The sequence below is a fragment of the Mucilaginibacter endophyticus genome (genome assembly GCF_003351025.1).
Classification (GTDB): domain Bacteria; phylum Bacteroidota; class Bacteroidia; order Sphingobacteriales; family Sphingobacteriaceae; genus Mucilaginibacter; species Mucilaginibacter endophyticus.
The window spans coordinates 381,263-407,094 of the sequence record NZ_QPCG01000005.1; the positions used below are offsets into that span (position 1 = coordinate 381,263).

23 protein-coding genes are annotated in these 25,832 nt (G+C 43.3%); 7 read left to right on the top strand and 16 right to left on the bottom strand.

Annotation, left to right across the window (positions count from 1 at the left end; genetic code table 11):
• Positions 1-310: 310 nt before the first annotated feature.
• Positions 311-1,189 carry a succinate--CoA ligase subunit alpha gene (gene sucD / locus DUL71_RS21835; protein WP_091218750.1) on the top strand — a complete coding sequence of 293 codons (879 nt, stop codon included), beginning with the start codon at positions 311-313 and terminating at the stop codon, positions 1,187-1,189.
• Between the two features lie 293 nt (positions 1,190-1,482).
• Here the strand turns inward: sucD and DUL71_RS21840 are convergent, their stop codons facing one another.
• Positions 1,483-2,664, bottom strand: a complete 1,182-nt coding sequence (locus tag DUL71_RS21840; protein WP_114940221.1) for an asparagine synthetase B — start codon at positions 2,662-2,664, stop codon at positions 1,483-1,485.
• A gap of 273 nt (positions 2,665-2,937) precedes the next feature.
• Here DUL71_RS21840 and DUL71_RS21845 point away from each other — a divergent pair, with 273 nt between their 5' ends.
• From DUL71_RS21845 to DUL71_RS21855, 3 genes are all read left to right on the top strand, one after another.
• Complete coding sequence (locus DUL71_RS21845) at positions 2,938-3,441, top strand: hypothetical protein (RefSeq protein WP_114940036.1); 504 nt, start codon at positions 2,938-2,940, stop codon at positions 3,439-3,441.
• 325 nt (positions 3,442-3,766) lie between these two features.
• Entirely contained in the window at positions 3,767-4,204 is a 438-nt protein-coding gene (locus DUL71_RS21850) for a peptidylprolyl isomerase (protein WP_112575798.1), read from the top strand.
• An 80-nt stretch (positions 4,205-4,284) separates the two neighbouring features.
• Complete coding sequence (locus DUL71_RS21855; protein WP_114940037.1) at positions 4,285-4,791, top strand: DUF5606 family protein; 507 nt, start codon at positions 4,285-4,287, stop codon at positions 4,789-4,791.
• Between the two features lie 33 nt (positions 4,792-4,824).
• On the opposite strand, the gene DUL71_RS21860 is transcribed toward DUL71_RS21855, so the two are convergent.
• The 6 genes from DUL71_RS21860 to rlmH form a co-directional block, all read right to left on the bottom strand.
• Positions 4,825-5,544, bottom strand: a complete 720-nt coding sequence (locus tag DUL71_RS21860) for a hypothetical protein (RefSeq protein WP_114940038.1) — start codon at positions 5,542-5,544, stop codon at positions 4,825-4,827.
• A gap of 86 nt (positions 5,545-5,630) precedes the next feature.
• On the bottom strand, positions 5,631-6,038 hold the full coding sequence (locus tag DUL71_RS21865; protein ID WP_114940039.1) for a Dabb family protein: 408 nt from the start codon (positions 6,036-6,038) through the stop codon (positions 5,631-5,633).
• Positions 6,039-6,126: 88 nt separating this feature from the next.
• A complete protein-coding gene (locus DUL71_RS21870) occupies positions 6,127-6,558 on the bottom strand; it encodes a DUF1801 domain-containing protein (RefSeq protein WP_114940040.1) in 432 nt (143 codons plus the stop codon).
• Positions 6,559-6,614: 56 nt separating this feature from the next.
• Positions 6,615-6,896: a hypothetical protein gene (locus tag DUL71_RS21875; protein ID WP_114940041.1), complete on the bottom strand. Its 282-nt coding sequence runs from the start codon at positions 6,894-6,896 to the stop codon at positions 6,615-6,617.
• 458 nt (positions 6,897-7,354) lie between these two features.
• A complete protein-coding gene (locus tag DUL71_RS21885) occupies positions 7,355-8,299 on the bottom strand; it encodes a cation diffusion facilitator family transporter (protein WP_114940043.1) in 945 nt (314 codons plus the stop codon).
• A gap of 165 nt (positions 8,300-8,464) precedes the next feature.
• Positions 8,465-8,938, bottom strand: coding sequence for a 23S rRNA (pseudouridine(1915)-N(3))-methyltransferase RlmH (gene rlmH, locus DUL71_RS21890; protein ID WP_110585913.1), 474 nt, complete (start codon positions 8,936-8,938; stop codon positions 8,465-8,467).
• Between the two features lie 63 nt (positions 8,939-9,001).
• On the opposite strand from rlmH, the gene DUL71_RS21895 reads away from it, so the two are divergent.
• Entirely contained in the window at positions 9,002-10,810 is a 1,809-nt protein-coding gene (locus DUL71_RS21895; RefSeq protein WP_114940044.1) for a MutS-related protein, read from the top strand.
• Between the two features lie 186 nt (positions 10,811-10,996).
• Here the strand turns inward: DUL71_RS21895 and DUL71_RS21900 are convergent, their stop codons facing one another.
• The 5 genes from DUL71_RS21900 to DUL71_RS21920 form a co-directional block, all read right to left on the bottom strand.
• A complete protein-coding gene (locus DUL71_RS21900; RefSeq protein WP_114940045.1) occupies positions 10,997-13,543 on the bottom strand; it encodes a TonB-dependent receptor in 2,547 nt (848 codons plus the stop codon).
• A 312-nt stretch (positions 13,544-13,855) separates the two neighbouring features.
• Positions 13,856-14,668 (bottom strand): DUF4249 domain-containing protein, encoded by an 813-nt coding sequence (locus DUL71_RS21905; protein ID WP_114940046.1) that lies wholly within the window; start codon positions 14,666-14,668, stop codon positions 13,856-13,858.
• Positions 14,659-17,463 (bottom strand): TonB-dependent receptor, encoded by a 2,805-nt coding sequence (locus DUL71_RS21910; protein ID WP_114940047.1) that lies wholly within the window; start codon positions 17,461-17,463, stop codon positions 14,659-14,661. The genes DUL71_RS21905 and DUL71_RS21910 overlap by 10 nt, the downstream gene beginning before the upstream one ends.
• 519 nt (positions 17,464-17,982) lie before the next feature.
• Complete coding sequence (locus DUL71_RS21915; protein WP_112575809.1) at positions 17,983-18,687, bottom strand: LytR/AlgR family response regulator transcription factor; 705 nt, start codon at positions 18,685-18,687, stop codon at positions 17,983-17,985.
• Entirely contained in the window at positions 18,687-19,721 is a 1,035-nt protein-coding gene (locus tag DUL71_RS21920; RefSeq protein ID WP_114940048.1) for a sensor histidine kinase, read from the bottom strand. Before DUL71_RS21920 ends, DUL71_RS21915 begins: the two co-directional genes overlap by 1 nt.
• Before the next feature lie 228 nt (positions 19,722-19,949).
• Between DUL71_RS21920 and DUL71_RS21925 the strand changes: the two genes are divergently transcribed.
• Positions 19,950-20,318 (top strand): glyoxalase superfamily protein, encoded by a 369-nt coding sequence (locus tag DUL71_RS21925; RefSeq protein ID WP_208645627.1) that lies wholly within the window; start codon positions 19,950-19,952, stop codon positions 20,316-20,318.
• A 76-nt stretch (positions 20,319-20,394) separates the two neighbouring features.
• Here DUL71_RS21925 and DUL71_RS21930 read toward each other — a convergent pair whose 3' ends face one another.
• Genes DUL71_RS21930 through lpxK form a run of 3 tightly spaced genes read right to left on the bottom strand, consistent with a single transcriptional unit; the run spans position 20,395 to position 24,336 of the window.
• Entirely contained in the window at positions 20,395-22,494 is a 2,100-nt protein-coding gene (locus tag DUL71_RS21930; protein ID WP_244228810.1) for a putative porin, read from the bottom strand.
• Positions 22,494-23,309, bottom strand: coding sequence for a purine-nucleoside phosphorylase (locus tag DUL71_RS21935; RefSeq protein ID WP_114940049.1), 816 nt, complete (start codon positions 23,307-23,309; stop codon positions 22,494-22,496). The genes DUL71_RS21930 and DUL71_RS21935 overlap by 1 nt, the downstream gene beginning before the upstream one ends.
• Positions 23,293-24,336, bottom strand: coding sequence for a tetraacyldisaccharide 4'-kinase (lpxK, locus tag DUL71_RS21940; protein WP_114940050.1), 1,044 nt, complete (start codon positions 24,334-24,336; stop codon positions 23,293-23,295). The genes DUL71_RS21935 and lpxK overlap by 17 nt, the downstream gene beginning before the upstream one ends.
• A 194-nt stretch (positions 24,337-24,530) precedes the next feature.
• On the opposite strand from lpxK, the gene DUL71_RS21945 reads away from it, so the two are divergent.
• Positions 24,531-25,256, top strand: coding sequence for an energy transducer TonB (locus DUL71_RS21945; RefSeq protein ID WP_161964484.1), 726 nt, complete (start codon positions 24,531-24,533; stop codon positions 25,254-25,256).
• 4 nt (positions 25,257-25,260) lie between these two features.
• Here the strand turns inward: DUL71_RS21945 and DUL71_RS21950 are convergent, their stop codons facing one another.
• Complete coding sequence (locus tag DUL71_RS21950) at positions 25,261-25,815, bottom strand: hypothetical protein (protein ID WP_154402454.1); 555 nt, start codon at positions 25,813-25,815, stop codon at positions 25,261-25,263.
• Positions 25,816-25,832: the final 17 nt, after the last annotated feature.

A 25,832-nucleotide genomic window follows, 5' to 3' on the forward strand; every position in this document is an offset into this window, starting at 1 on the left:
GCGGATACCGGCCTGTGATTAAAGCCTGTGCAGTATGAGCGGATAGCCCGGCCGGAGGTAACGCCCTTGTTATCGATTTGCAGTAGGTAGGTTTCAGCAGGCAGTTTCTTCTTTAGGTTACAGAATAAACACTCTTTATCACAAGAAAATACAACCTCCTAAACATATATTCCCCTGTAGACCCGCCTAACGATATAATAGCCCGGTATTCACCAAAGTCACTTTTATGTTAACATATAAATTTAGATTACAATAGGGTTTGACATTCGGGCAAAAACTTTAGCTTTGCCGTACTAAAACGAAAAAACCAATGAGTGTACTCGTAAATAAAGATTCAAAAGTTATTGTACAAGGTTTCACCGGTAAAGAGGGTTCATACCATGCCGAGCAAATGATTGCTTATGGAACTCAGTTAGTTGGTGGTGTTACACCAGGTAAAGGTGGCCAAAGCCATTTGGACAGGCCGGTATTTAACACAGTTAAAGATGCTGTAGTTGCAACCGGTGCTGATGTATCCATCATTTTTGTACCTCCTGCTTTTGGCGCTGATGCCATTATGGAAGCTGCCGAAGCCGGCATTAAGGTTATTGTTTGTATTACCGAAGGTATCCCTACAAAGGATATGATTGCGGTTAAAGAATATTTATCAGATAAGGATGCGCGCCTGATTGGCCCTAACTGCCCGGGTATCATCACTGCTGATGAAAGCAAAATTGGTATCATGCCAGGCTTTATCTTCAAAAAAGGTAATGTTGGTGTGGTTTCAAAATCAGGTACTTTAACTTACGAAGCGGTTGACCAGGTTGTTAAAGCCGGTTTGGGTATCACTACAGCTATCGGTATCGGTGGCGACCCTATCATTGGTACGCCAACCAAAGAAGCTGTTGAGTTGTTAATGAACGATCCGGATACTCATGGTATCATCATGATTGGTGAAATTGGTGGAAACATGGAAGCTGATGCTGCACGCTGGATCAAAGCAAACGGTACTAAACCGGTTGTAGGTTTCATCGCAGGTCAAACAGCGCCTCCGGGCCGTCGTATGGGCCACGCAGGTGCTATTGTTGGCGGTGCCGATGATACTGCTGCTGCTAAAATGAAGATCATGGCCGAGTGCGGTATCCGCGTAGTTGAGTCGCCAGCTGAAATTGGTGCTGCCATGGCAGAAGAATTGGCTAAGTTAGCTTAGTGCTTAAGGCGGAAAGCCGAAAGCGAAAAGCTTTTTAATATTTGAAAATCCCGGTCATTGTTTGGCCGGGATTTTTTGTTTGATGTCGTAATAAAATCATGTCATTTTTTGCTCTTGCGCTCGTTTGTAACGAATGCTTAATATGGTTTGGCGATTGTATCGCCGGTTGCGTTATAAACGCAAGCCCAGTTACGCACTCGTTACAAACGAGCGCGAGTATAAGCGACTCTGCCTCCGTGCGATTGCCACGCTTTCGCTCACAATAACATGTTTTTAGGAATAAGCTTCAATAATCACGTTTTCTGTTTTTTCTTCTTTGCAGCCGGGAAAAGCACGTTGTTTAAGATCAGCCTGTAGCCGGGAGAATTGGGGTGTAGCTTAAGATCTGTCGGTGGGTCGTTTACGGCATGCTGATAATCTTCAGGGTCGTGACCACCGTAAAAGGTCCATTGACCTTTGCCGTATTCACCGTGGATGTAGCGGGCTTCGTTGGCGGTTTTCATTTCGCCCATGATGGTAACGCCGGGCTTAAGCATACTTTTGTTGTAGGCTGTGGTTAAGCCCATAAAGCCTTTAATCACTTTGTCATGATCTTGCGTAAGCATACTGGGCACCACATCCCATTTGGCCGAAAAATCAAACAGCGTAAAGAAATCACGTGTACGGTCAACTTGTCGGGTGGTAGTTACATCAATATTGCTGAATGAATGCGAAATGGGGTTCATATCCAGCGTAAAATTCTGAAAGGCGAAAGTTTGACTAAAGTCGAGTTTTGATTGCGCGTCCTGATCGGCGGCGTCACCGTCAAACATACGTTCGCAGATATCGGTATTTGCGGCGGATAGTGCGATATCAAAAGTATCGGTACCAGAGCACATGGCAAACAGGAAACCACCGCCTGCGCAAAAGTCTCGGATGTTTTGTGCTACAGCCAGTTTCATTTTGGATACTTTGCCGAAGCCCAGTTTATGGGCCATGGCCTCCTGGATCTTGATATCGTCGGTATACCATTGTGCATAACGGAAAGCACCGTAAAACTTGCTGTACTGGCCGGTAAAGTCTTCGTGGTGCAGGTGCAGCCAGTCGTACTTGGGCAGTTCGCCGTGGATCACTTCTTCGTCGTAAACCAGGTCGTACGGAATTTCGGCGTATTTCAAAACCAGGGTAACGGCATCATCCCAGGGCAGTTTGTTTTTAGGGGAATAGACTGCCATTCGCGGCGCTTTCTCCAGTTTAACCAGATCCATATTTACTGAAGGGTCGCTTACTTCGGTTATGATTTCATTGGCTTTAGCATCGGCAATAACCTCATAGCTTACCCCGCGGATCTTACACTCTTCCTCGACCTTAGGCCCGTATTTCATCATGAAACTACCGCCGCGGTAGTTGAGCAGCCAGTCAACCTCCTCGCCGTTTTTGAGCACCCAAAAGGCTATACCGTATGATTTGAGATGATCTTTTTGCTCATCATCCATCGGGATTAATATAGAGGCAGCCTTTACCGTAAAAGGTAAAAGGTAAAAGGCGAAAGGCAAAAGGAACTTGAGCTTTGTGAGTAAAAGACGGAATGTATGAGTTGAAAAGTTATAGCCTGATGATTTATTCACAATCCTTGTTGATTTATTATTGCCGGGTTATCAAATGTAACGAATAAACGGCTAATGTATTTTAACCATTTTTAACACATCAGGGCTTCGGGCATCGGCTATGTTGTTTTAGTTTTATAGCGGCATTAATCCTGGCCTTAAATGAGTTTATCTGTTATTATCAGAAATGTTTTCCTTGCAGTTGTCGTATCGATATCCTGCTTATCTGCAAAGGCCCAAAGCGGCAATCCGGGAATGCGCCTTAATCGCGAAGTGTTAATTAAAAAGCTAATGCAGGCTGATAGCAGTCTTGTTTTTAAACGCGATACGGATATTAGTCTGCTACCTAATTATGTTGCTATTGATGCCAACGGAAGCCAGGCACAGTTAATTGGCAAGCCCGACGAGCTGATGATAGCTAAGTGGACCTACGTTTTTACTGCTGATGAAAAAGTAAACCTGGTCGAACTGCAAAAACTGGCTTGGTTTGCTAACACGCTGGGCGACCAGGAAGGGATCGACTGGTTTTTTGCCCAGCTGGCCGAATTAGGGAAAGATTATAAAAAGCCCATTTCGGAGATCAAGATGTTTGACTCAAAAAGAAAGGGCGAGATTACGTATTCGCCCAAAGAGAAGACTTTTATCATGACGTTTACGCCCTGGTAAATTACGAGGCATCACCCATGCATGCGCCGTAGGCGCTACCTGTTTGTAGGACATCATATTTCAGAATCATTTGCGCCGTTAGGTGCTACCCTAATCCAAATTGCAGGGGTAGCCTCTACGAGGCAAAAGACTGTTGTTGTTATTTTGCTACAAACAGGTATCCCCTACGGGGAATTAGCTCATGATAGCAGGAACATACTGAACCTCGGACTATGCAATAGCCTTAATTTCATTAACCTTTCGCCTTTAACCTTTCAGTTTTAACCTTTTTCTTTAATCCTCAATTTTATTACCTTTGCCAACTGTTTTCTAAAAAAACAAAAAAATGAGCAAAGCAATAATCAAAACCGAAAAAGGCGACATGACCGTAGAATTTTACGATCAGGATGCCCCTAATACCGTTGCTAACTTTAAAAAATTAGCAAAATCAAACTTTTATGATAACGTGATATTTCACCGTGTTATCCCTAATTTTGTGATTCAGGGTGGCGACCCAACCGGTACCGGTGCAGGTGGTCCTGGCTACAAAATTGATTGCGAGCTTACTGGCAACAACCAATACCATGACCGTGGCGTGCTTTCAATGGCTCATGCTGGCCGCAACACAGGTGGTTCGCAGTTTTTCATTTGCCACAGCCGTGACAACACTGCTCACCTTGACCGTAACCACACCGTTTTTGGTAAAGTGATTGAAAACGTTGAGGTAGTTGACGCTATTCGCCAGGGAGATAAGATTTTAACCATCGAAGTTATAGAAGACTAAGTGAATAGTTGACAGGGCGGATGATTTAGCTGTTATCAAGGTAAATCATCCGCTTCGTCAATCCGACTAACAAAAAATATATGAATTTACAGGGAATTGTATCAGTATCAGGAAAACCAGGTTTATGGAAAGCTTTGGCGCAAAACAAAACCGGTTATGTGCTGGAAAGTTTAGACGCGCAAAAAACAAAGCTGATAGCCAACCTTTCTACAGCTAAATTAGCTGCCTTAAGCGAGATCACTATTTTTGGCGTTGAAGATGATATCAGGTTAACTGATGTACTTGAGCGCATGAAATCAGCATCAAACGTACCTGATGTTAAAGCCGACGGCAAAGCATTGCGTACCTTCTTTTACGAAGTAGCACCAGATCATGATGAAGAGAAAGTTTACTCATCTGATATTAAAAAGGTAATAGCCTGGTTCCAGATATTAAAACCGCTTCCAATTTTTGAAGAGGCCGATCCAACCCAAGCGCCAGCCCCGGTTGCAGAAGAGCCGGTTGCCGAAACAGTAACTGCTGAACCGGAAGCCGAACCTGCTGCTCCAAAAGCAAAAGCTAAAAAAGCCACAAAAAAAGCCGAATAATCGGCTTTTTTTATTTACAAAGATTTTCTTCTTTTACTCTGTATCGGTATAAGCATCTCCCCCAATAAATATCATGGTATTGGTTGGGTGCGCGGGTGAACCTGTAGCCCCAAAGGCGAATGATTTTTTGATAACCTTGCTGCCGTAATTGAGTTCGATTGTATTACCGTAAACTTTATAGGTGCCGCCTTTAAATCCTGTTTTTTTCCAGGCAGTAGCACCCGGCGTCATAACGCCACCATTTGATCCTTCGGCAAAATGGGTATCGTCAATAAAGCTTATCTTTTTTATCACGAGTGCGTTGGTACCATTGCCATAATCGCCGCCGCTTACTTTTTCATAGCCCTTTTTTAGTTTAACGGCGCCTGTGTAGGCATATGCCGGGAACCAGTTGCCTGCACCTAATTTGTAATCGTGGCTTTTACCCTCGTTGTTGATGAGAAGGAATGTTGCACCGTTTTTTTTCCAGGTTCCCCAAGCCTTTGGGCGACTGCTTTTGGATGCTGCTACATCCAGCGTTTCAAGAGGTTCATCGCCTATATCAAAATATTCGCCGTTTTTAAATAATACAACAGGTTCAAAGGCTATGGCGGCAGGATAACCACTTACCGCCCTGAAATACCATCCTTCAACAGTAGGAGCGACGGTTGTTGATTTGTGATTGGCGCCTCCGTTTTTTGGATTAACGGCGGCGCTTAAATGTAATGTGAAGCTTGAAATAGCGAGGCAAATTGCCAGGTGTTTAACTTTCATGTCATTTAATGTTTTGGTTAACTGTATTTGTTAACTCCAACATTAATGATTGGTTTGCAGGAACTTGATTAAGCTTTTGTTAAAAGCTATGCATCCTGCGCATCATAAACAATTACCTTTTCCCAAAGGTGACTACAGTTTTTGATAAACTCCAGGTGGATAGGGTGGGTTTGATAAGTTGCCTGCCCGGCCAGGTCACTGAAAAACATTAGCTCGGATACCGCCCATGAATTATCAACCACGTCACGTTTTTCGGTACTGGCTACAATACCAACACGCAGTTTGCGCACGGTTTCAATTTTGGCAAGGGTTTTTACACCTGCCACCAGTTTATCACGGTCTTCAACCGATCCTGGGTTTTTAAGCCAGAAAAATACATGGTGAATTATTGGCCATTCTTCTTTTTGCTCTTTCAGTGATATTGCCGATGCGGTAACTGTTCCGGCTGCCAGTACCGCTGTTGTGGTTATAAATTTTCTTCTGGTTGATTTCATAAGAGGTTAAATAATCGCCTTTAAGGTAGCAAGAATTATTAAATAAACGTTTGTAAGTTGTTTTTGGATAGCGTCTTGTTTTTGAAATTTAGCTCCCGCCGGTTACCCCAACACCATAAAGTATCGCGGCTTCAAGTATATTCATATTTATATCTTTCAGCGCTTTAAACTTAATGCAATATCCGGTTACGCTGGCCTTACCAATTTCTTTCCCGTAGGTTTGGGCCAAGTAAGTCTTGTCCTTAATGCCGAGGACATAAACGGAGATACCGGTTGTGTTTGCGCTGATGCCAATTTGATAAAACTCTTTGGTTGTACCGTCGGCATATTTTATGTTGTATGATCCGTACCCGATATTGGGGTTACTAACAACTTTATTCTCGCTGTCCCTGCCGTCTAAAAACCATAATTTGCAGCCTGGCAGCAGCTCTAATATGCGCATGTGTAAAGTTTGCATGTCAGTACGTTTTGGTTCGGGCTGACCAGCGACATACGCTTTGATTTGTTCTTGAACGTCCATGCTAAATTTCTTTAGTTCATCGTTTTTATTTTAAACCGGGGTATTACTTATCTCAATCAAAATACATCCAAAACATAAAGCAGCCCAATAATGGGTATTACATTTAAAAATATTATCAGACCGATATTTTGATCCTCCTTTTCTCTTTTTGCGTAACGTGGAAGATATATGAGGAAAGCGATATAGTAGAAGAACGGAAGAAGAAAAATTGTAAAGAGTAATTTTCCGGCCGGGCCTATAAGCTGGCCCCATCCCAATATAACCGGCCACGCTACCATTCCGGCTATTTCAAGAATGGTGATAAAGGAAAGTACTTTTAGCGTTTGGGCTTTGCTCATCTTCAGGCGATAGTTTCACCATAAAAATAAGAAAATCAGGGATTTTAAGAAAGATATTGATCTTGTTTTATATAAAGGATAAAGGCCCTATACTTTGTATAAAATAAGATTGCTGTAAGACAAAATATGCTCTTTATAAAAATAAGATGGCCGCGATAACCGGCAATACATTAAAAAAAATAACCGTCCCTATATTTTGATCGTCGGCCGCTTTTTTTGAATATCTTGATAGAAAAATAATGAAGATGGCGTAATAAATAAAAGCTATCGCGAAAATGGGTATTACAACAAATACTCCCAATCCTACAGGATGCGTGGAAATGATTTCAATAGGCCAAGCAACCGATATTATGAGCTCGATAAATGTAATAATGGAAATAATTTTTAAGGCCTTGGCTTTGTTTATCTGTAAATTGACCATATCTCTATAAATATAGATAAATCAATTCAAGTAACGTCTACAAACACTCCGGCTGTTTGCATTCCTCTTCCGAAAATTCGGGTTCAAAGGTGCTGTGGCTGATATCCAGATGCTCCAACCGGTGACGCAGGTCGTGCTTGATATTATCAAAATCGGCCATCGACTCGGGTTTGATCACGAGGTGGGCGGTGAGCGCGTTTTCGGTGGTGCTGAGCGCCCAAACGTGCATGTGGTGTACATCAACTACGCCTTTAGCTTTTTTAAGTTCAGCTTTGATCTTATCCAGGTCCATTTCGGCTGGTACGCCGTCCATTTCCAAACGCAAACTGGCAATAAGCAGGCTCCAGGTTCCGCGCAATATCACAATACCTATTATAAGGCTCACCACGCTATCAATCCAGTACAGTTTGGTAAAGTATATGATAAGACCTGATATCACCACTCCTAAAGACACAATGGCATCAACAGCCATGTGCAGGTAAGCGCCTTTAATATTGAGGTCGGTATCTTTATCTTTAACAAACAACCATGCAGTAAAGGCATTAATAGCAATACCTATAAAAGCAACCCAGGCCATTGTTCCGCCTGATACCACTTCGGGGTTCATGAAACGGATAATGGCTTCATAAATAATAAAGCCAACGGCAACAAACAGTATTACGGCGTTAAAGAAGGATACAATGATGGTTGACCGTTTATAGCCGTAGGTGTATTTACTGTTGGCGCTTACTTTGGTGAGTTTAAAAGCAAGCAGGGCCAGCGCAAGCGAAGCTACATCGCTCAGGTTATGGCCTGCATCTGTTAGCAGGGACAGCGAATGCGTAATAAAGCCTGTAATGGCCTCAACCACAACAAACACTGAGTTGAGCACAATACCCCAAATAAAAGCCGAATTTAAATGATCGAGCTTAGGGGCGTGATCATGGTGATGGTGCCCATGCCCGTGCGAATGTGAGTGTGAATGATCGTGACCTGCTGACATTTAGCAAAGGTAGGGAAAATGTGCAGATGTGCAGATTTTAGATGTGCAGATTCATTTGTTGTTCATGTTCTGAACCTTGATTAACTTGATTTTAGGATTTCATGAATTTGGTTATGAGTATAAATTATCAGGGTAATCCTTAAATCCCTAAAATCATGGTTCTAATCACTCATGATGATAAGGCTCACCCTTCATAATAGTATATGCCCTGTACAATTGCTCCACAAAAAACAGGCGTACCATCTGGTGCGAAAACGTCATGCGCGAAAGGGAGATCTTGTCGTTAGCCCGCTGATAAACGGAATTATCGAACCCATAGGGGCCGCCTATAATGAATATCAAATTGGCCGATGTGGTAACTTCCTTTTTGTTGATATAAGCTGCAAACTGGGTTGAGGTAAACTCTGAACCTTTTTCATCCATCAGGATCACAAAATCAAGCGGAGTGATTTTTTTGAGGATCAGCTCGGCTTCTTTGGCTTTTTGCTGTTCGGGACTGAGGGCTTTGGTGTTCTTAAGCTCGGGGATTTCGGCAAGCTCCAGTTTGGTATAATGTTTTAGCCGTTTTACATATTTATCTATGCCTTCTTTCAGGTAGGCATCCTCAGTTTTGCCAACAGTAAGGAACGTGATCTTCATATCTGCAACAAATAAACGTTTATTTAAAATATATGTGTTTATTTTGGTTGAATTTATCTGCAAATGGAACAAACAATTATCACAGATTACACCCAAAGGGCAAACCTCGCCGCGGCCGAAGCCGCTAAATATAAAAGTCTTGCCAATAGCTACTCACTGATGCGGTTGGGTATATTCGCTATGGTGGCTTTAACAATTGCCGTCGCTATCCACTACGACAATTTCAGCATCATAGCCGTAGCCTTTGTGTTACTGGTTTTTGCTTTTGCCTGGCTGGTATCGCGCCAAAGTGCTTTTGAAAAGCAAAAACAGTATTATGATGACCTGCAGCAGGTAGATGAAAACGAGATCGGCAGTATCCAGGCTCACAGCAATATTTACAACGATGGTGCCCGTTACGCCAACGACAAACATTTTTATACGTCCGATCTGGATATATACGGCAACGCTTCATTATTTCAGTTAATAAATCGCGCAGCAACTACACCGGGGAATAATAAACTGGCGGGCTGGCTTAATGCCCCGGCAAGCAAGCAAACTGTATTGCAACGGCAGGAAGCTGTTAAAGAAATAGCCGCTAAAAACAGCTGGAAGTTGGACCTGCAAACACGTCTTGTTTTCGCCATCAGGCAGGATATCAATCAGCTTAAAAACCTGTTTAAGTATTTACATATTCCCCTGGACATGCCCGGCGAAAAGTGGCTCGCCGCTTATACCAAAATAGCCCCTTACCTTTTTACGGCGTTGTTGATAGTGGCTTATTTCTATTCACCGGCAAAGCTTGTGGCAACAGCTATCGGTCTGTTTAATATGGGCGTGGTATTTTCAAAAGCAGCCTACATTCGTAAGGCCGATTTGATTGCAGGTAAAATAGGGGATACTTTATCTAATTATGCCGATGTGTTTAAATGTATTGAAGATCAGCAATGGCAGGCAGGTTATAACGACTCTTTGGCCAAACAATTAAAAACTGATAAAACATCGGCCAAAATAAAAGAGCTGGGCCAGCTGATCAACAAGCTTAATTATCACCTCAACCTTATAGTTGGCTTTGTACTCAACCTGTTTTTTTTATGGGATATCCGCCAGATCATCGCTATTGAAAACTGGAAGCGCCAAAACCAGGACAGTCTTGAGACCGCTTTTGATGTTATTGCCGAATTTGAATCGCTCCTGAGCCTTGCCGGTTTAGCTGTTAATTACCCCGAATGGAGTTTTCCCGTAATTGATGACCGGCCCGGTTATACCCTCACGGCCCAGGCCATAGCCCATCCGCTTATTGATGTTGCTAAACGGATAGAGAACGATTATGAACTGGATAACACTTTTAAGGTGGATATCATCACCGGGTCAAACATGGCCGGTAAAAGCACTTTTTTACGTACGGTAGGTATCAATACCGTGCTGGCCTTAAGCGGAGCGCCTGTGTGTGCCAAAAGCATGCAGGTATCGGTGATCACCATGATCAGTTACATGCGGATCAAAGATTCGCTTAATGAAAGTACCTCAACCTTTAAAGCCGAACTCGACCGCCTGCAGATGCTGTTAGGTGCTGTTGAAAGCGAGCCTAAAGTATTTTTCCTGATTGACGAAATGCTGCGTGGTACTAACTCTGTTGATAAATACCTTGGCTCGAAAGCGGTTATAGAGCAGCTGATCCGTAAAAAGGCGGTAGGCATGGTTGCCACTCACGACCTGCAGATAGCCCATCTCGAAGCTAAATACCCTGATTATGTCCGCAACTTTTATTTTGACATCCAGGTAGTGAACGGCGAAATGTTGTTTGATTACAAGATCAAACACGGCGAATGCAAGACTTTTAACGCCTCGTTATTGCTTAAACAAATAGGGATTGAGGTGGATGCGGAGTAGTCAGAAGCGGAATTTTGTCTGAACTCGAATCAAACGAATTTTAGGAATTTATCGAATTTTAAAATTCTGTCAATTCATTGAATTCAACAAATTCGAGTTCAGACAAAGCTCCCATTCAGAAAAAAAGCCGGAAGCATTTACGCTTCCGGCTTTTTTTCTGATTCTAACAGTCTTGACTCTTGAAGCCTATCTGCCTCCAGGGCCACCCTGACCACCGGCCTGATCGCCTTGTTTTTGGTCGTCGTTGTTAACGCCTTTTTTCTGCTGATTAGGATTGCTGAAACTTAACTTACCAAAGCTGTAGCTAAACGTGATACCGAATGAACGGAATGGGAATGCTGTTGAGCTGGTTTGTGTAAAGCCAGGGCTGTTGATATTTTGATCAAAGTGTTTATCCCTTGCAAATGGCTGTACGGTGTTGAAGCCGATAGCCAGTTTTTTATCCATAAACTGCTTTTTGACACCGAATGCATAGATGCCGAACGATGGGTTTGTACCCTGAATGGTCCTGCGTGATGAGTTGGTGAAACCAAACAACTCGGCAAGGAAATTATGCGGGAACTGGTACGATGCACTGCCGAAAGCAGAGTATTGCAAATAGGTACCTGTTGCCGATGAATTTGAAATAAACACGCCTTGCGGACTTGGGCTGTAAGTAAACGCGTTAATGCTTGCGCGGATAGTTAACGGTTTAACAGGGTTTATTGAACCAAAGAAGCTTGCGCCAATTGAATTGTTTATACCAATGTTTGAATACGTGGTACGTGTTGCAATAACCGGTTTACCGTTAATAGTATCGGTAATTGGTTGTGCTATACCTTCAATAAGGCCGCTGGTATGTTTGTAATAAACCGAGAAGTTAAGCACCGATGATTTGACGAAAGTATTGTAGTTCAATTCAACAGTTTGTGAAATCTCAGGTTGCAGGTTAGGGTTACCTACAGTTTGGTTTTGTACGTTGCTACGGTTAATGAAGGGGTTCAAAAACTGTAAGCTTGGACGCTGAATACGTTTGCTGTATGACAACTTAATGGTGTTTGAGCCAAACTGTTTCTGCAATGTTAAGCTTGGGATATAAGTTGTATAGCTTGCAGTAAATGGCTGCAGCGTTTGGAAACCAGAGCTGCCTTCTTCCTGGAAAGGATTTTGCGGGTCGCCTTTGATCCTGGTGTTTTCAATACGGCCACCAACTAAAATAGAATAGCTTTTAGGCAAAGTAAATGTTAATACAGAATAGCCCGCGTATACATTCTGATTGTAATCGTACAGGTTTGAGTTTAACGCGTCCCTAACCGGGTTATTGCCATCGGCATCGGTATTAAATATATCATAGTTACTATTGATGCGGCGTTGGATAGTTTTGGCACCAGCCTCAATTTTTAACACTTTATTTACCGGTAAAGTATAATCTGCCTGCCCGGTGTACTCATTGTTTTTACCATTGTTATCACCAACCTGGCTTGGGTTTACCGCGGTAAATAAGCTGGTATAGTCGGTTGTGATATCGCTATGGCTCCACTGACCTGAAACTACCAACTCGTGGCCTTCTTTCTTGAATTTGTGGGTATAATCGATATTCCAGTCAAAGCCGCCAAAATGGTTGTGTGAGGTGGTTCTGCCGATATAATCTAACGAGCTGCCATTCAGTGTACGATTGTAATCACCACCGCCATTGGTGTTAAAACCACCATCATTTAACCTGAAGGTACTGTTGATGCTGTTAAAAGCGTTAAATTCGTAACCCGCAGTAACCGAACCAATAGCACCATGCCTTTTAATTTTGCTCGATGTATTGTTGTGGTTATGCAGCTCAACAGCCGGATCAGTTCCGCTTGCCGGGGTGTTGATCACCTGGTCGAAAGTAGTTAACGAGGTTTGTGGCCAGGTTAAGTTACCACCGGCATTAATACCTAAGCTGAAACGGTTTTTGTTGTAGTTAACGTTCACGTTGCCGTTGTTTTGACGGGTACCTACACCACCACTTACCGAGCCGCTAAAGCCTGATACATTTTTTTGTTTGGTGATGATATTGATGATACCGCCCGAACCTTCAGCATCGTATTTTGCAGATGGAGAAGTTACAACTTCAATGCTTTTGATCTGATCGGCAGGGATGGTTTTCAACACGTCGGCCAAACTTGCAGATGTAGCACCTGATGGTTTACCGTTGATAAGCACTTTAACGTTCTGGTCTCCGCGGATAGATACGTTACCGTTAATGTCTACGTTTACCAACGGCACTTTCTGTAACACGTCGGTAGCGTTACCGCCGGCTGCTGTAAGGTCTTTTTCAGCGTTGTAAACTATTTTGTCAATCTTATTTTCAATCAGAGCAGCCTGACCAACTACCGCAACTTCTTTCAGCGCGTGAGCTCCCGGCGAGATAAAGATCTGGCCCAGTTTATTATCCGGTTTTGAGGCGGTAGTAGTAACCGGCTCAATGAATTTTGTTGGGTACCCAATAAATGAAACTGCCAGTTTATAGGAGCCAGCCTTTACATTATCCAGCTTAAAGTTTCCTTTTTCATCAGTTAAAACACCGGTTATTGGCGATTTTCCGCCCACACGGTATAAGCCCACCGTGGCATAGTCCAATGGTTTTTTGGTCAGTGAGTCAATCACAGTACCAGATATCCTACCCGTTACCGAAGGGCCTCCACCTCCAACTCCAAACTGAGCCTGAGCCGATAACGCAAAGCAGAATAATGCAATAAGTATGTAAAAACGTTTCATTTAGTATTATTTTGGTAATTGGAGGCGAAATTACCCTAAATGTTACACGCTTAAATTTTATTTTTTTATAAAAAGTGCAATTGTCATGTATTAGTTACACTAACATGATACAAACCGTAGATTTTACAATAGGCGTTTAAACTGGTGTTTACAATAGGCTGACAAAAGAGGGAAATGGAGGGCGAATTAACATGTCATTGCGAGCGAAGCGCGGCAATCTCGTAGCCAATGCATGTTCGATATGCATAACCACGAGATTGCTTCGTCGTTCCTCCTCGCAATGACATAAGATTTGAATTGAAGGGATAATGCTTACTCCGTAGTTACCCTCAAATTTAAAGTATCGGCCTGCATAGCGGTGAAAATGCCCAGACCGTTAACAACGTTGGTTGGCGTATTTACCAGGTTTTGGGAGCTGCCACGGGTGTTACTGGTTAATACGTTAATATACTCATCATTTACCCTCAGCAATATCACTTTATAATGGCCGTAGTATTTGAAGGTAGTTTGCGTGATGTTATAAATCGAAGCACGTTCGGTGTTGATCTCAAAGCTTGGGGTTCTGTTGCTCCTAACGGCTATGATCTCGAAAGGATTGCTATCGATATTCTTGAAAAGCAGCATGTGCTGCAACGAATCGGGGTTTGTCCAGGTAACGGTTGCCCTTACTTTATCATTATAAGCCTGGTCAAGCGCATTAGGTTCATGGAATACGCTATCAGTTAGTTTAAAACCGGCAGGCTTGCCCGGCATAATTGTCGATGCGCTTACATTGATGTTATTGTAAGTAAACTGCATGGTGTACGTCTTGTTAGCCGTTATGAAAGTAGTATCGCTGTAAGTGTAAGTGCCATTGGCGCCCTCGGTAAGTTTAACGGTTTGCGCGCCATTACTCACGTTTATGGTTAAGCCGGTAATGACAGCCCCGTAAGTAGCCGTGTCGGTAAGGTCTTTTTGTTGATACACTTTTAATGATAACGGCTGACCAGCAACCAGGTAGGCTTCAACAACCGGTTTGTTCACCGTGTTTACGTCAAATGAGTTTTTTTTGCAGGCCGATGCCGTCATGAGGCAGGCGGCTACCAATGCAAGGTATGTATATCGAATGTATGTTTTTATTTCCATCTTAAGCTTAATGTAACGTTAGGGGTAAAACCGAGGTAGTTAACATCGGTGGTGATAACCTGGTTGTTTTGCATCTGGTATTCGCGGTACCAGGTATTTACGTGGTTGTAAACGTTGAAGAGCGACAAACCAATCGAACCGATTTTATGTCCATCTATTTTCAGCAGATCATAGGATACCGACATATCCAACCGGTGATAGGCCGGTAAGCGTTCGGCATTTTTATCGCTGATATTAAGATAGGTGATACCGTTGCCATCAACTGTTTTAATGCTATAGCTTGATAGGGGAGCGGTATACGGGTGACCGGTACTGAACAGGAATGTTGCTGCAAAGTTCCACCGCTCGTAATGGTACATGTTGATAGATTTAAACTCGTGACGAACATCCTGATCAGCATCATAGTAATAGTTCCCAAATGCCGAGAATTTGTTCTGGGCCTGGGCAAGGGTATAGCTGATCCAGCCGGTATAGCGCCCCATCTTTTTCTGTACCAAAAACTCAACGCCTTTAGCCCGGCCGGTTCCTTCATAAAAGTTTTCGGTAACTGTTTGCGTTTGGTTTTGATTGACATCCATCCTGAAACCACCGCCGGCAGGTTGCGTTTGCCTTACGGTGTACTGGGTAAGGCCGCTAAGTGTTTTGTAATATCCTTCAACACTAAATAAAAGCTCATCAGTTTCATAACTGGTGCCTAATATAAAATGCCTTGACATGCCAACCGGAATATTGCTGTTGTTGGATAATACCCAGAAATTGCGGTTCCCGGCCAAAATGTCCTCGCGGATCACCTGGTTTTCAAACTGGTAAAACTGCCCGGTTGCACCTTTGATGGTAAGGCGGTCGTTAACACTATAACTTGCCGACAATCGTGGTTCAAAATAAGGTTTTGCTGTAGGGCCGAAATAAGAAGTACGCAAGCCCGGCTGAATATGGAATTTACTGTTTGGGTCGATAGCCAACTCGGTGTAGAAACCGGCCAGCACCGCGTTATTATGCTGATTGATGAGTTTACTGGTATCGTTTTGAGTATACTCATAGTCTATTTTTTTGTAGGATACAAAACCGCCGAAGAGCAACTTGTATTTGTTGCTGGCCGTCCATTCCCATTCAGATTTATAGCCTACATCTTTCAGATTATTAGTTTCCAGGGTGCCGTTGCTTAGGGTATGCGAAATACCGTTGGTGTCGATCTGTGCAAAACCAGAGGTGCTTCGGTTCCTGTCGTTAAAGTAAGACGAATAGGTAATGTAGTTGTTGGAGTATAGTTTTTTATTCCACTGCCTGAACCATTTGATACTACTGCCCAGGTTGCCGTACTTGGTATAGTCAGTAATATTGATGCCACTACCGCCCGACGACAGGAACGACGGAAGGCCTAACTGCCTGCTATTATCCGTTTTATCGGTACCGGTGTACAAGCTCCATGATACTTTGTCGTTTGGACTGATGCTGTAGGTATACTTGGCATCAAAATCATAAAAGTAAGAGCTTGGAGTGATCTGGTTGGCGAAACCTCCACCTCCAAAACCGCCCCGGCCTCCGCCACCACCGGGGCCGCCGCCCTGGGTAGTTGATGTTTGGTTAAACTGGTTAAAGATCTTGTTATAAAACGGCCCCTGGTAGGAGCGCCTAACTGCTAACAGCAAGGTTGATTTATCTGACAGCGGGGTTTCGAGGTAACCACCGGCGCTGAGTAAACTTAAATCGGTACCTATATTGGTTTCGTTCTTGTTGCCCTCTTTGCCGTTGAGTTCGGTAACACTTGAAAGCCTGCCGCCATATTTGGCCGTAAAACCGCCTTTGTATAATTGCACATCTTTGATGGCGCTGGCATTAAAGGCGCTAAAGAAACCATAAAGGTGATCGACCTGGTAAATGGTAAAGCCATCCAGCACAACCAAATTCTGATCGGGGGTACCACCACGCACATAGGCGCCCGATGATGACTCATTAGTGCCGGCTACGCCGGGCATTAGTTGAAAGGCACGTAACACGTCCTTATCGCCCATGGTTGGCAGCTTATCCAAATTGGCCGGCGAAAGTTGTAACACACCAACCTGCCTGCTATCGGTATTCATAACGCCACTTTTTTTGCCGGTAATAGTAACCTCGTTTAAGCTGTTAAGCGATGAGTAGAGGCCACAGATCAGCGGCGAATTCAGCTTTTCACTGCTCAGCCTAAAATAATCTGTTTGATAGCCGGTGTAGGATACCTCCACTACCGATGTATCCGAAGGTACCCTGAACATGGTAAAATAGCCATCGGCATTGGTCATAACATTGAGATCGGTGCCCCGAATCTTGACCGTAGCCGAGGGGAGGGACTCGCCCGTTTGCTGATCGATCACCCGGCCGTTAATACTCACCAGGAAATGTTTGGGTTTAACTTTAGGCGCTTCAATTTCTTTGGCTTTTACCGCGTTGGAAGCTTGTAGCGAAAGCTTGTTGAGTTTCTGCAATCTGGCCAGATCGTCGGTATTTTGGAGGATGTAGATAGTTCCGCTTGATTCTATCCAGTAATGGAGGTTGTTTTCATCGCAAACCTTGGCTATTACTTCTTTCAGAGGTTCTTCAAAAAAGTGTTCTACTACGTCCATTTCATGCAAAGGCTCCCGCTCAAATACGATACGGACCTTGTAATCCATGGCCAGAGTATCAAATAACTGATCAAGCGGGCATGAAAAAAAATGATTGACTACAATTTTTTTTAGTTTCTGCTGCGTTTGCTGACCATGAGTCACCATACCGCAAAACACGAACGAGGTTATTAACAATAGGGAAAATTTCTTCATGTAGGGGTATATATTCTTTCGATGCCGAAAATGCACCTTGTTTTGAAGCACCTCAAATAAAATCGACCATGAGAGGCTTTGTGTCGACAAATAGCCCGGATGTGTGGCAGGGGTTTTTGAGCAGTTAGCGGCAGTTTTTAGTAGCAGATACTGTTAGTACCAGTGTTTAGCAGCAGTTGCAGTTTTTATTGTGCTTTCTGGACATGGAAGAAGATGAGGTAGGAGATAGGAAAAAAATGTCATTGCGAGGAGGAACGACGAAGCAATCGCATGCTATACAGAGCGGCTACGCTTCCGTGCGATTGCCACACTTCGCTCGCAATGACATGGTTTTTGGTATGGTTTTACACCTTCGTCGCTATCCGAAGTCTCTGCCTTCGGATAATTATGCCTGTAGTCTGTGACTACAGGCTATTAAGGTGACAAGATTATGATTTTAGTAAACCTGTAGTTGCAAACTACAGGTTTACAAGTTCGAGGTCGCAGACCTCAAACAGCACCACATGTTTTTTGTGGGGTTTACACTTTCCCTATCATCCGGTTAATCACATCCCTGTAGCCATCGCTTAATGGTATCTCAGTATTAATAAGTTTAATACGGGCGCGGCGCATTTGAGATACGTGGTCCAGATTTACAAGATATGATTTATGTACACGGAAAAACTGATCGGGAGGTAGTTGCAGTTCAATAGCCTTGAGGCTGATGCGTGACAGCACCGGCTTTTGCTGATTGATGAGGTGTACTTTGATATAATCTTTAAGGCCTTCAATGTATTCAACCTGGTCAAAATTGATTTTTACAAGGTTATAATCGGCGTGCAAAAAAAAGTAGTTTTTACTTGTAGGCTGCTGCGGCACATAGCTGCGGCGAAGCTCGTACAGATCAAGCGCCTTGTGGCAGGCTTTCAAAAAGCGGTCTAAGGGTACCGGTTTCACCAGATAATCAACCACGTCAAGCTCAAAGCCCTCTACCGCGAATTTTTCATAAGCGGTTACAAAAATCACCATAGGCTTATGCGTAAGGCTCCGGATAAGTTGTAATCCGTTAATGCCGGGCATGTATATGTCGCTGAAAATAAGGTCTATTTGTTCTTTTTGCATAGCTATGATTGCCTCGCCTGCGTTACGGCACCGTGCTACTATCTGTATGGTGTTCACGTGCTTCAGGTTATCTTCCAGCAAGTCGAGCGCCAGCGGCTCATCATCAATTATTAAACATCGCATCATTTAAGTTCCAATTGCAGCATAACTATATATGCCTGCTCGTTTTTATTTATATATAAGTTATGTTTACCGGGGTATAGCAGTTCCAGTCTGCGTTTAACATTGGCCAGGCCAATACCCGAAGCATTATCTTTATTGGTTTCGGTGGCATTGTATACATTCTGCACACTGAAGCGCAGGTTTTTATCGTCGCTAAACAGGGTAATAGCTATGGCTGGCTTCTCAATATCTCCCGTACCATGCTTAAAAGCGTTTTCCACAAATGGGATCAGCAGCATAGGTTCAATGGATTTTTCAGGGGCTTTAATATCTGAGCTGAAGCTGACTTTCACCTGATCACGAAAACGGAGTTGCTGTAGTTCGATATAGCTGCGGAGATAATCTTCCTTTTGCTGTAACGTAACCCTTTCGGCGTCGGTTACATAAAGCATATAGCGGAGTAGCTTGGAAAGCTGAATCAGCGTAGGTTCAACTGCTGATGGGTTTAAACGGGAAAGTGCTACAGCGCTGTTAATCACATTAAAAATAAAATGCGGACTGATCTGCGAACGTAAAAAGGCCAGTTCAGATATCAGTGAAGCATTATCGATATCCTTTTTCTTGTTGATGGCTTTAAACTGATCGGCCAGGTAGTGATACGCGAAGCTGCCGGCAGTGATAGACAGCAGTGGAAAAATAACGAGAAAGGGGGCCTGCGGCCGGTGATGCTGGCCCATCCACGGAAAATGTGGTACGGGAAAAAAATGCCGTACTTCCATCAGTATCACATTAAAGACTACAAATGAAGCTATCAGCGCGAAGAAATAAAGCCAGATATTGCTTTTTAAGATTTTTGGGATGAGGAGAAACGCGTTAAGGTAAAACTCGGCAGCTAGCACAAAATTAAAACTAATGATATGGCCTAAGGAAAAAGCCGGCTGTGGAAAACCACGCATATCTGGTCTGGAAATGATGGGCGTAAAAATAATCAGCGCCCAAAACAGCAGATGGATACAAATTTCGATGATCAACGCCGGTTTTATCCTTTTAAACATATGATGCTAAGGTAGCCCCATTTTAAACCCGCATTCAATGTAATAGACGAGGGGGCAAAATGTGCCGACGAAAGTACAGTATCTGTTGCGTGGAAACCTAACTTTTGACATGCTTTAAGGCATATTTAACATCTATTAACATTTAAAGCCAGTTGGTTGAAAACAAGCATGTTTGCTGTGTAAAAGCAGCCAGATTTTCCGTTAAATTTGTTCATCAATTAATTACCTATGTCAATAACAAAACCAATTCTCCGGATTTTTGATTACGATAAAGCCATTGAGTTTTATATCACCTGGCTTGGTTTTAAAACCGATTGGGAACACAAACCCGAAGGCGTACCAGTATACATCCAGATTTCTCTGCGTGATGTGATACTTTACCTGTCCGAACATCATGGCGATGCAAGTCCGGGAAGCCATATAGCCATTGACGATTTTACCGAGCTGAAAGATTATCATGCCCATCTCATCGCAAAAAAATACAAATACAATCGCCCGGGTTTGGAAGTACCCGAATGGAACGACAAGGCTATCATGATGACAGTTCATGATCCGTTTGGTAACAGGCTAACGTTTAGCGAGGAATTAAAGGGATAAGATAAAAGCCGCCAAAAGCAAAGGCCCGAAATAAGTTTAGTTTATTTCGGGCCTTTGTGATATTGAGGGATTTTGATTAGTTATAGAAAGTCCACGATACGCCAAACTTCAGGATAGCATCCTGTTGAGGATAGCGGTTAACCGTGTAATAACCCTTGCTCCAGGCGCGCTGATTAATGTAATCATAAGCAAGAAACAGGTTAGTACGCTGTAGTGTAGCCTTAAAGTAAACACCAAATATAGGGTACGACGAGAAGGTTACGTTGGCTCCGTTATAAAACTGGCCTAAGCCGGGTGCATATGAAGGCGCAACGTATTCTGTATTATACCTGCCGTTTAAACCAAAGCTGGCATTTAATACGTTAAGTAAAACCTTGTTAATGTACAGGTTGCTGTAGGCATATACTTCGGGTGTGCGAAGCGTGTTTTGATAATCGGTTTTTTGGTATACCACATAGTTATCAAAATGCAGGCTCCGGTAACTGAAATTTTTACCCAGACTTATTTTTAACAGGTTAATAGAGCTGTTAAGCTGTGCCGGGCGCACATCACTACCACCATTTGGCGCTGTGAAATACAGGTAATTGCTAATTAAAAAGTATTCGGCCTTTAAATCAATTTGCAAGGCATCATTAATGTAGTTGAACGATGCGCTGGTAGTTTTTTGATTGCTGAAATCGTTATGGAAAATATAATGGTTGGAGATCCAATTATTATATACCAACGGCGGCGAACTGTTTTGTGAGTAAGCCTCTAAAATGATTTTTCCGGTTTTATTGCCACCTGCCAGGGTAAGTTTGGCATCGTAAAGATAATTGCCAAAATCGCGGCCCTGCGCAATCTGCCTGAAATCGGCATCAAGGGCAATCCGATCGCTGAAACGATAACCCAGTTTGGCCTTCAGCGTAATATCCTGGAAAGTATTGTGCTGCACCTTGTCCTGGTGTATGTATTTTACCCCGTACTCGTTAAGCGTAGTATCGCTAACATATTGGTTGTAGGAGTAAAAATCGTGTACCAGACCAAGATCGAGCTTAAGCTCATTCTTTACAAACTTTACCGATTTACTGCGGAGGTAAAAACTGTACGAAAATTCATTCTGAATATGCGTCAGCACTGTCGAATCGCGCGAGCGGTTATTGCTGTAGTAGTAATCGGGAAATACATTATAGGTATCAACACCGCTTTGTTTATAAAGATACCTGCTGTTGGATATATGCAGGGTGTGTGATACGCGTTGGGTAGGGAGGATCTTAGAATTGTCCTTACCCTTGTTCAGGCTGTCTATCCGACCTAAATAATAAAATTGTTTAATATAAAGCCCTTTATCGTTCCAGTTTTCATAACTGTAGGGCAAACGTACCGCCGCCCTGTCTTTTGAAAAGGCATTGTTTACATTGGTACTCGTAAATACCGAGTCGTTAAGGATACTACCGGTTTCGGGTGCTTTAAGGTTGTTGAACAACAGGTTGGCCAACAGGTTATAACGCTTGCTTTTTGATTCGTACCAGGTAAAAATAGAGGCGTTAAGGTCGCTTACGTTTTGGCCCAATACGTTGTTGTAATTGTAAAACCCTTTCGATCCGTTGAAATTCAGGTTAAAACCGAAGTTCCAGTTGGGTTTGATGTTTTGTGTATGGAGGATATTAAACAGCTGGATAGCCGAACCACCGAAAGCATTATACAAGGTAAGCCTGGTAAAGGGCACCCGCGTATTATAGTAATTGATATCCTGCGGTTTAAGCGCGTAAATATCAAGCGCGTGCAAACCGAGGTCAAAACCGATGGTACGGCTGGGTTCAAAAAGCAAAGGCCGTTGCGACAACCCGATATTACCCAAATGTATCCTCGGACTCCGCGGATCAATCAGCGGACTGTAGATCTCAAAGTTGGTAATACCGGTATCAATCTTAAATAGTTGCGTACTGTCGTTTAGCAAACGCTCGTTAGTAACGCGGATAAATTTGGAACTGAAAACTACCGAATCCTTTTTGTTTTCTTCCTTACGCCTTAAACTGTCAAGTAGCTGATCGTCGGTCATCTGTTTTTCCTGACGGCGCGCGGTGTCACGGGTAGGCAGGTTGCGCGGATTAGTACGGGTGCCATACTGTGCAAAGGCAGCCTGTACCGACAGGCACATCAGTAATAAAAAAATATATTTGAGCTTTTGGCGCATTAATTACCGGCTATCAGTTCTTTAAGTATCAGGGTCATTTTGGGTTCGGCTTCCTGCGCAATGGCGATGATCTCCTCAAGGGTTATTGGCTTAAGCACTTCAGGGAAACCTTCATCAGTTAACACTGAAATAGCAAAGGTTGGGATGCCCATGTGATTGGCAACAATAACTTCGGGCACGGTGCTCATACCAACGGCATCGCCGCCTATGATGCGCAGGTATTTGTATTCGGCACGTGTTTCCAGGTTAGGGCCCGTTACCGCTACGTAAACGCCTTTATGGCATGTAATGTTGTTTTTTTGGGCGATGGCCAAACCTTTTTCGATCATGTCATGGCGGTAAGGTTCGCTCATGTCCGGGAAGCGCGGGCCAAGTTCTTCATAATTGCGGCCAACCAGCGGGTTTTGAGGCTGCAGGTTAATGTGATCTTCAATGATCATCAGGTCGCCTTTTTTGAAATCGGGATTAAGGGAACCACTGGCGTTTGACACGTACAGGGTTTTAATGCCCAGGTATTTCATCACCCTAACCGGGAAGGTGATCTGTTGCATGTTGTAGCCTTCGTAATAATGCAAACGGCCCTGCATGGCAACAACCTTAACGCCTGCAAGCGTACCAAAAATAAGTTTGCCCGAATGGAACTCTAATGTTGAAATAGGAAAATCAGGTATGTTTGAGTACATCAACTGTTTTTCGACCTCAATTTCCTTTACCAGGCCGCCAAGACCGGTGCCTAAGATTATACCTACTTCAGGTTCAAAATCGCCTATCTTGTTTTTGATATACCGGGCGGTGCCTTCAATATTGTCTAACATATGTTTGTATTAATTCGTCAAATTGTTGTTGCCCGTTATTTAAAAAACTAATGCCTATGGGCAGCACCCAAACAGGCAGTTTTTTAACCATCGGAAGCAGGTCCTGTTCCCCTAAACGTTGCGCATCCTTTTCTGTTGTGATGATCACTTTTTTTTGTGAGGAGCAGGCCGAAAAATCATCGGCAAGTTTACTGATATTTTTTAAGCTAAAACGGTGATGGTCGGGATAATTATGATGTATAACCAGTTGTGTTTGCTTTTTGAGATGTGCCAGTAATGGTTTGGGATTAGCTATACCCGTAAGCAGAAAAACGGTGGTTTGGTTGTCGATACCGTTGTTGACCGTTACACCATCCAGAGTTTGGGCCGGCAGATAGTTTATATTAGTAAAAAACAGCGACTGGTGCGGATAGGGTTTGATCCGTTTAATTACACGGCCCTGATCCAGATCAGTTAATGAAGCAGGACATTTGCTGATGATGATCACATCGGCTCTTTTGCGGCCGCCAAATGATTCGCGCAGGTTGCCAGCCGGAAGCAGGAAGTGAGGTTCGTTAACCCGACTGTAATCAAAAAGCAAAATGCTCATGCCCGGATCAAGCGCGCGGTGCTGGTAAGCATCATCTAAAATAATAACGTCATGATTGTCTTTCAGCTGTTCGACGCCGCTCACACGTTTTTCGCAAACGGCTACATCAATATCCGGAAATTTATGTTTGAATTGTGCCGGCTCATCGCCAATGTCCGAAGCTTTGCTTTCGGCAGTCGCCATTAAAAAACCTTTAGTTGTGCGACCATAACCCCGACTAAGCGTGGCAATTTTATAACTGTTTTTTAGTAGCCTGATCAGATACTCGGTCATCGGGCTTTTGCCTGCCCCGCCAACGTCGAGGTTGCCTACTACAATCACCGGCATATCAAATCCGATACTCTTAAAAATGCCCCGGTTATAGCACCAGTTACGGATCCCCACAATAAGGCCATAAATAAGCGAAAACGGAATTAAAAGCCAGCGCAGGAATTTCATATATGGTATTTCTCAGCCCGTCATTGTTTTGTTGCTTATAATGACGTTCTTCTTTGTTTATTTCTGAAGAACAACAAAGTTACTATTTGAAGCTGATTTATAGAAGTTACTGTTTAATTGAAGGACTGCAGTTTTTTCGGATAGGCATAATGAAAAGTGCATTAATCCGTTTAAAGCGAAATGACCTTTACCTTATGGAACCGCTTCAAAATATTCAACTTACTTTCAAATGTCCTAAAACACTAAATGATCTTTCACCCTGTAACAGCGACTGGTATTGCGCCGGCTGTAACAGGATAATTATGGATTTTAGAGGAATGGAGGAGGCCCAGATCCTGGGCTCGCTGAACAATGGCGATAAAATACACTGTGGCATTTTTGATGCCCAAAGGATAGCCTATACACCTCAATCCAAATGGTACCGCTGGCTTTCGGCCGCATTAATAGCATTAGGACTAAATACTTTAAATAACCGCGTTTTTGCTCAGCAGAAAGTCTCTGCTTCGGGTAGCGATACCACCGCTGCTAAACAAAAGGCGACAGCCGATTCTTCAGATAACCAGGTTACCATGGGGATATTTCTGGTTTCTGCACGACCCGAATATCCTGGCGGGATAACCCGGTTTTATGATCACCTCCGATCAAATTTGCAGAAGGTATCGGTCAAAGAAGCTGCCACTACTGTTGTTAAGTTTACGATAGAAAGAGACGGTACCCCGGTTAATGCCAGGCTTGTAACAAGCGGGAATACCAAAGTAGATAAGCAGTTAGTACAGCTTATCAAAACATCTTACAGATGGAAACCAGGGGTGATAAACGGGCGTCCGGTGACTATAGATTACAACTGCACAGTTAAGGTAAACCCGGGCGGGGAGTTTGATATTAATGTTGAACAGGTAAACCAGACAGGATCCCGGTAGTAAATCAATCTACCACCCCAAACTGCTTTAAATGATGCGTAAAATGTTTGCCATGCCATATGATCCATTCGTTATAATCCAGTGGACCGAAACCGCCGTGGATCACTTTAAGATCGAGTGTGTTGAAATGCCTGTCAAAGGTATCCAGCTCTTTCATTAGTTGATTAATGGCTGTTTCCAGGTCAGGGTAGGTTAGCGCGTCGGGCAGTTCTTCTAAGATAATATTGCGGGGCATTTCATTATTGGTATAAATGCCGTTTTGCTTACGTGTGGCGGTGTTTTCATGAGGGCCATCCCAGGTTGGTATTCTAACGCCGTTGGTATATTGAACCTGTGTGATCAGATGTTCGATCATTTGCTGGGGTGTCATTTTACCCCAAAGTGGTTTAGCCTGCGCATCGAGGTTAAGCAATAAACGGTACAATACTTTGCGGTTGGTGATATCAACAAACTGGTTCATGTGCTCTGGGATTTTTTGCAAAGATAGAAAACGTAGTTTTGAGTAGTACTTCTGCATGAAAGGGATGGTTGCCCGTTGTATTAAAATTTGTATTTTCATTTTTTAAGATCGCACAT